We start from the raw sequence: 12760 nt of genomic DNA on the forward strand, positions 1-12760 counted from the left end.
TTATTATATAACACTATTTTTTTTTTGCAAGTTTTATACAAGCCATATTACTTCAATATATCCTTTTCAAATTAAAAAAATCCTATTTTACTTATTTAACTCCATACTTTGAATAATTACTTCTAAAATCGCATCTACACCATTCGTTATCCCACTTTTTTTCATATTTCTTACCAAAACACTGCTTTTTTCTTTCAACTCATTAATTTTTGTAAGTAGCATTCCTTTATTCTCCATCATTTCATCTTCATCAAGGACTACTGAATATCCTTCCTTCTCAAAAGATTTAGCGTTTAATATTTGGTCCCCTCTACTTATCTTTTTAGATAATGGAATTAAAAGAGTAGGTTTGTTTAATGCTAGTAATTCGAATATAACGTTGGCACCTGCTCTAGATATTATATAATTAGCTGCTTTTAATAAATGTGGAAGTTCATCTTTAACATACTCATATTGCACATATCCCTTTAAATTACTTAGTTCTTTATCTAAGTTTCCTTTTCCGCATATATGAATAATATTAAAGCTTTCTAATAACTTTTTAATATTTTTTCTTACTTCCTCATTAATACTTTTAGCACCTAAGCTACCTCCAATAATAAGTAAAATTTCCTTATTATCATTAAACCCACATATCTGTTTTCCTTTAATTGCACTACCACTCAATATTTCCTTTCGTATTGGGGTTCCAGTTAAAACACCTTTTCCATCCTTTATATAATTTAGACTTTCTCTAAATGTAACACATAGCTTTGAACAAAATGGCGCTGATAGCTTATTAGCTAAGCCTGGAGTTAAATCTGATTCATGCGATACAACTGGAATTTTCTTCATAGAAGCTGCTATTACAACCGGAACAGCAACAAATCCCCCCTTAGAAAATATTATATCTGGTTTTTCTTTTCTAATTATTTTATTTGCTTCTATAACACCTTTCATAACTTTAAAAGGGTCTGTGAAATTTTTAATATCAAAATATCTTCTAAGCTTTCCTGATGATATTTCATAATAAGGTATATTAGCATCTTTTATTATTTCTTTTTCTATTCCATCTTTACTTCCTATGTATTTTATATCAAAACCTTCTTCTTTTAGCCTTGGCACTAATGCTAAATTAGGAGTAACATGACCTGCTGTTCCTCCTCCAGTCATTATTATTTTATATTTACTCATTTAAACACCCCACTAATTTAATTAACAATTAATAATTGATAATGGATAATTATAGGCTAAACTCCTCTGGAGTCTAACTTTTTTATAATTCAACTAAGCTGAATTGTTTCATAAATCATTAAATTCTAGTTGTTAATTTTTAATTATTTTTTACTTATTAAATAATATCATATTATTCAATACAATTTAAATGTTATTTAAGTTATTCTAAAAAAATTATCTCTTCCACTATTATGTCCAATTACCTGAAGTTACATATAATATTTTTTTAAAAATATACACAAGCTATAATTACAAAAGAGAGAAGGAGGTGTAAGAATCATGGCAAGTAACAGAAGTTTAATACCAGAAGCTAAACAAGGATTAGCTAAATTCAAGAATGAAGTGGCTAACGAAATGGGAGTACCATTCTCTGATTACAATGGAGATTTATCTTCAAAACAATGCGGAAGCGTCGGAGGAGAAATGGTTAAAAGAATGGTAGAACAATATGAAAATGGAATAAAATAGTTTTCATGTGTTAAATCATTAAAAAACAATAAGCTTAAGGAGTTACCTTAAAGTGATTTATATCATATTAAGGTAACTCCTCGTCAGTTTATTCTTATATTTTTTATCATAAGTTGTATGTTTCTTTTACCATTAAACTCATTAATATTAGGATAATAAATCACATCTGATTTTATATTTATATAACTACTGTCACAAGCTCTAATAAATTCTTCTTCTCCATATTTATTTATTACTTCTTCTTTAAAAGTTTCAAATTTATCAAAACTCACTCCATCTATATATAAAAATCTTCCATTAGACTCAAATTTAAATCTTAACTTTAAGAAATTCTTTTCTTTTCCAAGTAGCCATAATCTTTCTATATTAACATTTTTAACAGCAAATAAAGGACTAGAATTACCTTTTCCAAATGGCCTTAAACTTTCAATAACATTTATTAACTCTTCATTTAAGTAATTTAATCCAAGCGGCGAATCTATCTTAACAGTAGGAATTATATCCTCATCTGATAGATTACATATAGTGTTCAACTTATTTCGTAACGGAATTATATTTTCTTCTTTAATAGATAATCCTGCCGCCATTGGATGTCCACCGAACTTTTCTATAAGTTCACTACATTTACTAAGTTCTTCAAATATATTATAGCCTTCTATTGATCTTGCAGATCCTTTAGGCATTTCTTTACCTTTAGTTAAGACTATACAAGGCATGTTATATCTTTCTTTTACTCTACCTGCTACTATTCCCGCAATACTTTCGTGTATAGTATCCTCATATACAACTATTACCTTTTCTTCTTTCTTTTTTTCATTCTCTATTTTTTCAATTACTTTTTCAGAACTTTCTTTAGTTAATTCTTGTCTTATTGTATTCAATTCACTTAATTGATTCGCTAAAGCTTTAGCCTTATTAGTATCTTCTGTTATTAGTAATTCCACTGATAAATCTGCAGTTTCCAATCGTCCTGTAGCATTTATACATGGACCTATTACAAATCCTAAATGATATTCTTCAATTTTCTTATCGTCTAATCCAGTTGCTTTTCTTAATTCTTTTATTCCAAAGTTTTTCGTATCATTTAATAATTCTAATCCTTTTTTAACTATAATTCTATTTTCATCAACTAAATCCACAACATCACAAACTGTTGCAATAGCTGCAAACTGTATTAAATCTAAAAACTTTTCTTCGTCTATTTTAAATTCATCATATAAACACTTAGAGAATTTTAATGCCACACCAGCTCCACAAAGTTTTTTAAATGGATAGTTGCAGTCACTTCTCTTTGGATTTATTACAGCATCGGCACTAGGTATAGTTTCTTTTAGCTCACCTTTATCATTTTCTCTAATTGGTATGTCATGATGATCAGTAATTACTATTTCCATACCAAGGTCTTTAGCTAAATCTACTTGCTCAAATGCAGATATACCATTATCACAAGTTAAAATCACTTCATATCCTTCTTCTTTTAACTTTTTTATTCTTCCACTATGCATTCCATAGCCTTCATCTTCTCTATTTGGAATATAATAACTATAATTTGCTCCAACATTTTTTAATGCTTTGTAAAATATAGTAGTACTAATTACTCCATCGCAATCATAGTCTCCATAAATAATTATTTTTTTATTATTTAAAATAGCATTTTTTATAATGCTTATTCCCTTTTTCATATCAGCCATTAAATATCCATCATAGAAATCATTTATTGTTCCATTTAAAAATCTGTTAGCTGCCTCAAAAGTATCTATACCCCTATTTGCAAGAAGTCTCAATACTAATGGATTTTCATTTATAGAATTAGAGAGCCTTAAAAAGCTCTCTTTTTTATTTACTAATATCCAATTTTCCTTCATTTTTCCTCCTAAGACAAAACTATTTAAATAACATACCCTTCTTAATAGAATCTGCCTTATCTTCTGAAATATTTGATAATATTTCAAAAGCAAAAGGAATTGCTGCTGCTGGACCTTTGCCTGTTATCATTTTTCCATCTACAACTACTAAATCTTCCTTATAGTTACTATTACTTATTTGATCTTCAAAACCAGGATAACATGTCATATCTTTGCCTTCTGTTATTCCAGCTTTACCTAAAGCTATAGGTCCTGCACAAATTGCACAAATCCATTTATTTTTATCATTGAATTCTTTTACTAACTCTATAACTCTTTCACTATCTTTTAAATTTTTAGCTCCTGGCATACCTCCTGGTAAAACTAAAAAATCATAATCTTTTATTTCTTCATCCATTATATTTTTATCAGCTTTTACTATTATATTATGAGATGTTTTTACATCTTCACCTTCTAATGCGAAAGTATGACATTCTACTTCTGCTCTTCTTAAAATGTCAACAACAGTTAAAGCTTCTAAAGTTTCAAAGCCATTTGCTAATAAAATTGCTACTTTCATTCTACAATCTCCTCCATAATTATATAATTTCTTTTATTTCATCCTCTAGAGATATAATCATTATACTACTTCCTTTACCAGCTCTATTTTGAAGCTTTATATCTTCTAGTTCAACTTCCTTTTTTTCTTTATTTTTAGAAATTAAAGTTATTTTATCCGTAGAGGTTAATGCAATTTCACTTGTAATATCTCTACTTTGTGAGCCAATTAAAGCACCATAAATTACTTCATCATTTTCTTTTAAACTTATTCCCGTAACTCCTGAAGCAACTTTTCCCATTGTATTTACATTTTCAGAAGAGAATTTTATTCCCATGGCTTTTTTAGTTATAATAAGCATTTCAACTTGACACTCATCATATAATTCAACTGATATTAGCTCATCATTATCATACTTAAACTTATATGTTATTTGTGCTGAATAGTTACCATCAAATTCTGTTAAAACAGTCTTTTTAACCATTCCTCTTCTTGTAAAGAAGTAAATAAATTTGTTATCTTCAAAAGTTTTCAAAGAAAATACTTTTATTACTTTTTCATCTTTTTCTATATTATCTACAATCTTATCTAGTGGAATTTCTCCTTTGTTTACTCCTGATAATAAGAATGATGGTATTTTAAATACTTTCCCCTTATTTGTAAACATTAGTATAGTACTTAATGAATCCGTACTTACTTTTAAATTGTCATTTTTCTTAATACTATTAAATCCTTTTATAGTTCCTTTAGAAGTTATACCTATTGAAAAGCTGAAAAACTCCATAAACTCACTATATTCTACCTTTGTAATTTCATCTTTATTTGATAAATTAAACATTACGCTTGGAAGTATATTTCTAGGTAAATCTTCTATTTTAGGAATTTGCAAGCTAAATGATAGTCCTTCTTTTGTTTCAAAGCTTATAAATTCTTTAGCTTCATCTTCATTTAGTATTACTACATCTATAACTTCTTCAAAATCCTTAAGTTTTATAGCTTGTAATTTTGTATAGCTAGTTTGGAACTTATCTAATGAACTTTTCTTAATTCCACCTCTCGATGTTATAAATTGAACATACTTGCTTGGTATAAATGAAGTTACTGAAGTTACAAATACAATACTTTCTTCTTCAAGATTTAAAGTTTTTATTATATTGTCTACTCTTTCACCTTTTTCTTTCCATTTACCTTCTGGGACGTTTATACCTTTAGTTTGATACATATTTCCTTTATTAGTAAATAAAAGGATACTTTCTGTTGTGTTAGATTTAAATAAGAACTTTAATTCATCCCCTTCTCTATACTCAATGTCTTCTGCTTTCGCACTAAGTCTATTGAATGTTTTTAAAGGTATTCTTTTTATAAATCCATCCTTAGAAAGTGTAACCATAACATCTTCTACAACTATAAGCTCTTCCACATCTATTTTAGCTTCATTGTCATCCTTTATAATAGACGTCTTTCTAGGATTTCTATATTTATCAGCTACTTCGCTTAGCTCATTTTTTACTACTCTAAGAAGCTCTTTTTCATCTGATAATATCTTCTTAAGTTTCTTTATAGTCTTTTCCAGCTCAGCATATTCTTTTTGGAATACTTTTATTTCAAGTCCGGTTAATCTATATAACATCAATTCTAAGATTGCTTCTGCTTGTATTTCTGTAAATCCAAATTTACTTATAAGATTTACTCCTGCATCTTTCTTAGATTTGGATTCTCTTATTGTTTTAATTATTTCATCTAGAACATCTATAGCCTTAATAAATCCTTCAACTATATGAAATCTTTTTTCAGCAATAGCTAATTCTTTTATAGTTCTTCTTGTAACTATCTCCTTTTGATGGTTAACATAATGCTTTATTATAGTTTTTATACCCATCGTTTGAGGCTTTCCATCTGCAATGGCTACCATATTAAAACTTAAGTTACATTGAAGATCAGTTCTTTTAAATAAATATTTTAAAACTTTATCTGCTACATCTTCGTCAGCTGCTTTTCTTAATTCTATAACAGCTCTTACCCCGCTTCTATCTGACTCATCTCTTATATCAACTATAGACTCTAAAGCTTTAGCATGTCTTTTATCTCCAGTCATTTCAGATATAGTTTGAAGAAGTTTTGCTTTATTTCTTCTAAAAGGGAATTCAGTTATTACTATTCCAACTCTTCCATTTTCAAGTCTTTCTATGTTAGTTTTAGCTCTTAATGTTACCTTACCTTCTCCAGTTTCATAAGCTGCCAGAATAGAATTTTGTCCTATTAATATTCCACCAGTAGGTAAGTCTGGTCCCTTTATATAACTCATAAGTTCTTTAGTTGTTATCTCTGAATTATCTATATATGCCAATACTCCATCTGTAACTTCTCCTAAATTATGAGGAGGAATATTCGTCGCAAGTCCTACTGCAATTCCAAAAGTACCATTAACTAAAAGATTAGGATATCTACTTGGAAGAACTTTAGGTTCTATTTCACTATCTGAATAGTTTGGAACCATATCAACAGTGTCTTTGTCTATATCTCTAAGCATCTCCATAGCAATTGGTGCAAGTCTTGCTTCTGTATATCTCATAGCTGCTGCCCCATCTCCATCCATAGAGCCCCAGTTACCATGACCATCTATAAGTGTTTCTCTAGTTGAAAAGTTTTGAGCCATTATAACCATAGCATCATAAACAGATGTATCTCCATGCGGATGATATTTACCTAATATATCTCCAACTATTCTTGCAGACTTGTAATATGGTCTGTCTGGGAATGCTTTTAGCTGATACGCTCCATATAATATTCTTCTATGAACTGGTTTTAATCCGTCTCTAACATCAGGCAGTGCTCTATCCTTTGCAACTTCAATAGCATAGGGCAAATAGTTATCAGGCATTGCCTCTTCTAAAGGGACTCTAATTATATTATTATCCCTTGGTATATCATTAACTTTCTTCGCCATATTTTTTCTCCATCCTATAATTAAAATTCTCCATATTTATACATATAAGTTTTTCTTGGTTCAACTATATCACCCATAAGTAAAGAAACCATTTTTTCAGCTTTAGCAGCATCTTCAATAGTTACTTGAAGTAAAGTTCTTGTTTCTGGATTTAATGTAGTTTGCCATAACTGCTCTGGATTCATTTCACCAAGCCCTTTATATCTTTGTATAAGTGCACCTTTACCAATTTCTTTCTTTACATTTTCAAGTTCCTCATCACTATAAGCATATTTGTGAATTTCTTTTCCTTTAACATTTTTATATACTTTATATAGTGGTGGTTGTGCTAAATATAAATGACCATTTGCAATTAAAGGCCTCATATATCTGTATATGTATGTCATCCATAATGTTCTTATATGATATCCATCTACATCAGCATCACTCATTATTATTATTTTGTCATACTTTAAGTCTTCTTCTTTATAATTATCTAAAGTACCTGTTCCTAAGGCTGTATTAAATATCTTTAATTCTTCTGAAGCTAAAACATTTTCTAGTTTTTGCTTTTCTGTATTCATTATCTTACCTTTTGAAGGCATTATAGTTTGGAATCTTCTATCTCTTGCTTGTTTTGCAGAACCACCAGCTGAATCTCCCTCAACTACTATAAATTCATTTACTGTATTATCTTTTAAAGTACACACAGCTACTTTTCCTGCAAGCGGTGCAGCTCCTTTTCCTACCTTTTTCTTTTCAGCTTCATTTATTTTTTTTATTTTCTCTCTTCTTTGAGCTGCTTGAAGCGCATTATTTATAAGCATAGTTGCAACTTCTTTATTATCTTCTATCCATTCACTGAACTTAGTATATGCTAGATCATTCATCATAGTATATGCTTCAGTGCTACCTAATTTAGTCTTTGTTTGACCTTCGAACATCGGATTAGTTATTTTAATCCTTACTATGGCGGTCATACCTTCTCTTAAATCGTCACCTTCAAAATCCTTATCCTTCTCCTTAACAAGTCCAAGCTTCTTAGCACCTTCTTTAAAAGCTCTAGTCATTCCTGTTTTAAATCCTGTTTCATGCGTTCCGGCTTCTGTAGTAGGAATATTATTAACATAACTTGCTATATTTTCTGTCGATGAATCTGTAAATTGAATACAAAGTTCTCCAAACATTTGTATATTATTAACTACTCTTTCTCCTTCAAAATAAATAGGAACTTGATGAAGTGTAGTTTTACTTTCATTTAAATATTCTATAAAATCTAAAAGTCCTCTTTCAGAATAATATTCTTTTCTAAATTCTTCTTCTTTTCTTAAATCTATTAACTCTAGATGCATTCCTTTATTTTGAAATGCTAATTCCTGTAACCTTTCATCTATTACGTCAACTTTAAAATCAACACTTGAGAAAATTTCCTTGTCTGGCATAAAAGTGACTTTAGTTCCTGTATTCTTAGTTTTTCCAATTACCTCAAGCTTTGTTACAGGTGTACCAGGCATATCTCTCTTTAACTCTTTATCATAAGCATATTCAAATCTTTGCTTATATATATTCCCATTTTGATGTACTTCGACCTCTAACCATGATGATAAAGCATTTACTACAGCAGCTCCTACACCATGTAATCCTCCAGAAGTTTTATAGTTTTTATTATTAAACTTTCCCCCAGTATGTAGTTCTGTAAAAACCATCTCTACTCCTGATTTCTTTTTAGTTGGATGAATACCTGTTGGAATACCTCTTCCATTATCAATTACTGTAATACTTTTATCTCTATTTATAATAATTGTCGCTTTATCTCCATACCCATTAGATATTTCATCTATGGAATTGTCCAAAACTTCCCAAACGCAATGATGTAGTCCCTTTGTTCCTGTAGATCCTATGTACATCCCTGGTCTTATCCTAACTGGCTCTAGCTTTTCTAAGGAAGTTAAATCAGTAACATCATATCCTTTCATCAAATCTTCGCTCATACAAACCTCCAAAATCACTATTAATATGTCAAACCAAGATCTTTTAATTAGTTTAACCATCCATATTCAATATATATGTTTCAATTAACAATCTACACAATTACATCTAGAGTATATTAAACAATTAATATACTTATTAAGTAAAATAGCTAAGTTGAAATCATATATATTACTTATTTTTTATAAGTCAATAAAATATTTACTTTATTTATATACTGCTAATTACTTATATATTTTATTAAAATATTAAGCCTTTATGCAACTTATATAATCTTTTTAATTTTATCATAATTAACTTACAAATAAAAATATAAATCTTTATACCAAAAAAGTCAAACAAACGTTCGCAAAAAAAATAAGAACTAACTATATTTATAATTTTCTTTACATATGTAAAGAGCTGTTATAAAACCATATAATTAGTTTTATAACAGCTCTTTTAATTACTGAACATCACAAATTTCTATATTTCTAACATGCTTAGTAGGATTCCATTCCTTATTATTCTTTCTTATTATACCTTCTATTGTAATTGGTATCCATGTTAATGTATATAATGAATATAATAAGAATCTAAAGAATAAAACAAGCTTCTTTTTACCTAAGAATAATGCTGTCGCTAATAAGAATGCTAAATTATAAACTATGTCTATTAATAAAACTGTTGCATAATTTTCCGCCTTTGTAGCAAATATAGGTAATATAAATACGCTTAAAGAATAGAATATAAGCATTACAAAAAGTCCAGGTGATATCTTTTTATCTAATCTCATAATTAAAGGAGTAATTAAAAATTGCATAATACCAATAACCTTAAAGAAAATATCTCCTGTTAAATAACTAATTAAAAAGATATTAAGTCCTTCTGGGCTCATGCCTTGAATAAAGCTCAATACTGCTGATATACCAATCATTAAAGTAAAGAAAGGTTGTATAACATATAAAGCACAATCTAAAACAAACCACTTTCTTTCTTTGATGCCTTTTTTAATAAGTTTAATAAAATATCTAGATGCTACATCTGTAAATCCTTGCATCCATCTTCTTCTTTGTACCCATGATTGTTTTAATGTTAATGGTTTTTCATCGTAAATTATTGCATCATGAGCCCAACCTACTTTTTCACCATTTAAAACTAATTTACAACTAAACTCTAAGTCTTCAGTTAAGCATGTAGCTCCCCAACCAAATTTCTTTAAAATATCTGTGTCTATAGCAAATCCTGTTCCACCAATTTGATTTGATAATCCAACATTTGCTCTTGCTAATTGATACATTCTATTTTGTGTCCAAAAAGCTATTGAGTAAGAAGTAGCAATCCATGAATCATTAGGGTTTTTGCTATCAATATAGCCTTGTACTACTTTATAACCTTCTAACATTTTTGAATTTATTTCTTTACACCAATTTTTTGACACTAAATTATCAGCATCAAATACTGCAACTGCATCATATTTCTTTTGCATTTTGAATATTTTATCAAACATCCATTCTAATGCATAGCCTTTACCCTTTTGTTCTTTGTTAAATCTTTCGTAAACATAGACTCCATATTTTCTTGCTATCTTTGCAGTGTTATCATCACAATTATCTGCAATAACAAAAACATCAAAAAGCTCTCTCGGGTAATCCTGATTCAGCATACTTTCTATTAACTTTCCAATAACAACTTCCTCATTATGAGCTGCAACGATCATTGCAAACTTTTTTGTAGGTGTATAATTTTTCTTTTCAACTTTTCTTCTTAATCCAAAAAAAGCTAATATAAAATAATACATCATTATTGCAAAGACACTGATCTGAAATACGCCTGTCACAGTTAAAATAACTTCTTCCATTACATCCACTCCTATAAATAAAGGAAATTTTCCTTGTATTACTATTTTTGAACATTATCTTTGACATCTTTATTAAATATATTCTAATAGAGGTAAAAAATCAAGTATAGAAATCTTAAAAATTCATTAATATTATATTAGCCTTATATATACTTCAGTTAATAATCAAAACTAGTAATGCAGTAAATAACTACCGCATTACTATATTAACGAAATTAAAACAATATAATATTTAATTGTTTTTATAACTTACTAAAATAATAACTCTGCCTATATTTCAATTAGCTATAGTTTTATTAATAGCAAATCTTTATTTATATATTATTTTATCCTATATAAATAAAGATATAATTAATGTACTTATGTAATAATTCCCTAATTTTTTACCCTAAATAAATATATTGCTATGATTACCCTTTTATTAATACTTTTTCTTATAAAAATTTATACTACTAAAATATAAAAGCCACTTAGATATAAGTATTAACTTAAAACTAAGTGACTTCTTATTAATAATCTTAAAATAGGGGTTGCTATTTTTGAGATTAAACTATTCCTTGAGCTAACATAGCCTCTGCAACTTTCTCAAATCCAGCTATATTTGCTCCCATTAATATATTTCCAGATTCTCCATACTTTTCTGCAGCAATTTTAGAGTTCTTATATATGTTTTTCATTATATCTTTAAGTTTCAAATCAACTTCTTCAAAACTCCAAGCTAACCTCATACTATTTTGAGACATTTCTAATGCAGAACATGCAACTCCACCTGCATTAGCAGCTTTTGCTGGGCCAAACATAACGCCTGCTTTTTGTAGCAACTCAATTGCATCTAAATCAGTTGGCATATTGGCACCTTCTGAAACAACCTTTACTCCATTTGAAATTAAAACTTTTGCTGATTCTTTATCTAATTCTCCTTGCGTTGCACAAGGAAGTGCTATATCGCAATTAATCTTCCATATTTCTCTAAATCCTTCTACATACTTAGCAGTTGGTACAGAATCTAAATACTCCTTGATTCTACCTCTTTTTACTTCTTTGATTTCTTTTACTACATCTAAATTTATTCCATTTTCATCATAAATGTAACCATTTGAATCACTTAAGGCTACAACCTTAGCACCTAATTCTGTTGCTTTTTCACAGGCATATATAGCAACGTTTCCTGACCCTGATATGACTACAGTCTTGTCTTTAAAACTTAAATTATTATCATTTAGCATTTCTTCTGTGAAATACACTAATCCATAACCTGTAGCTTCTTTTCTAGCTAAACTTCCACCATAAGTTAATCCTTTTCCAGTTAAAACACCTTGATCATTTGCATTTCTAATTTTCTTATAATAGCCATACATATATCCTATTTCTCTAGCTCCAACTCCAATATCTCCAGCTGGAACATCTGTATCAAGTCCTATATGCTTACATAATTCCGCCATAAAGCTTTGACAAAATCTCATTACTTCCCTATCTGATTTTCCTTTAGGATCAAAATCTGATCCACCTTTACCTCCACCTATAGGCAAGCCTGTTAAAGAATTTTTAAATATTTGTTCAAATCCTAAAAACTTTATTATACTATGATTTACAGATGGATGGAATCTTAATCCACCTTTATAAGGTCCAATTGCACTATTAAATTGTACTCTAAATCCTCTATTAATTTGAACCTTTCCTTCATCATCTATCCATGGCACTCTAAAGAAAATTTGCCTTTCAGGTTCTACAATTCTTTCTAATATCCCCTCTTCTATGTATTCAGGATGCTTATCAAATACTGGTACTAAAGAATTAAGTACTTCTTTTATTGCATCTAAAAATTCTTTTTCACCATTATTTCTTTTTTCTACCTCAGTAATAACTTTATTTACATAGTCTCTTCCTAACATTGGCCCCAACTCCTTTAAATTCCAATA

General features: G+C 28.8%; 8 protein-coding genes. 1 reads left to right on the forward strand and 7 read right to left on the reverse strand.

What is annotated here, in order from left to right; genetic code table 11:
• Positions 1 to 87: 87 nt before the first annotated feature.
• Entirely contained in the window at positions 88 to 1173 is a 1086-nt protein-coding gene (locus NSA50_RS04000) for an undecaprenyldiphospho-muramoylpentapeptide beta-N-acetylglucosaminyltransferase (protein WP_257443161.1), read from the reverse strand.
• 321 nt (positions 1174 to 1494) lie between these two features.
• On the opposite strand from NSA50_RS04000, the gene NSA50_RS04005 reads away from it, so the two are divergent.
• A complete protein-coding gene (locus NSA50_RS04005) occupies positions 1495 to 1683 on the forward strand; it encodes an alpha/beta-type small acid-soluble spore protein (protein ID WP_195264857.1) in 189 nt (62 codons plus the stop codon).
• Between the two features lie 83 nt (positions 1684 to 1766).
• Here the strand turns inward: NSA50_RS04005 and recJ are convergent, their stop codons facing one another.
• From recJ to gdhA, 6 genes are all read right to left on the reverse strand, one after another.
• A complete protein-coding gene (recJ, locus tag NSA50_RS04010) occupies positions 1767 to 3548 on the reverse strand; it encodes a single-stranded-DNA-specific exonuclease RecJ (protein WP_257443164.1) in 1782 nt (593 codons plus the stop codon).
• Between the two features lie 19 nt (positions 3549 to 3567).
• Complete coding sequence (locus NSA50_RS04015; protein WP_195264861.1) at positions 3568 to 4107, reverse strand: DJ-1 family glyoxalase III; 540 nt, start codon at positions 4105 to 4107, stop codon at positions 3568 to 3570.
• Between the two features lie 19 nt (positions 4108 to 4126).
• Positions 4127 to 7033, reverse strand: coding sequence for a DNA topoisomerase IV subunit A (locus NSA50_RS04020; RefSeq protein WP_257443166.1), 2907 nt, complete (start codon positions 7031 to 7033; stop codon positions 4127 to 4129).
• 20 nt (positions 7034 to 7053) lie between these two features.
• Positions 7054 to 9003, reverse strand: coding sequence for a DNA gyrase/topoisomerase IV subunit B (locus NSA50_RS04025; protein WP_195264866.1), 1950 nt, complete (start codon positions 9001 to 9003; stop codon positions 7054 to 7056).
• A gap of 443 nt (positions 9004 to 9446) precedes the next feature.
• The gene (locus NSA50_RS04030; protein ID WP_195264868.1) at positions 9447 to 10841 is read right to left on the reverse strand and encodes a glycosyltransferase family 2 protein; all 1395 of its coding nucleotides are present in this window, start codon (positions 10839 to 10841) and stop codon (positions 9447 to 9449) included.
• A gap of 545 nt (positions 10842 to 11386) precedes the next feature.
• Positions 11387 to 12733 (reverse strand): NADP-specific glutamate dehydrogenase, encoded by a 1347-nt coding sequence (gdhA, locus tag NSA50_RS04035; RefSeq protein ID WP_257443170.1) that lies wholly within the window; start codon positions 12731 to 12733, stop codon positions 11387 to 11389.
• Positions 12734 to 12760: the final 27 nt, after the last annotated feature.

Origin of the sequence: Clostridium mucosae, from assembly GCF_024622765.1 — a bacterium.
Taxonomy (GTDB): Bacteria; Bacillota; Clostridia; order Clostridiales; family Clostridiaceae; genus Clostridium.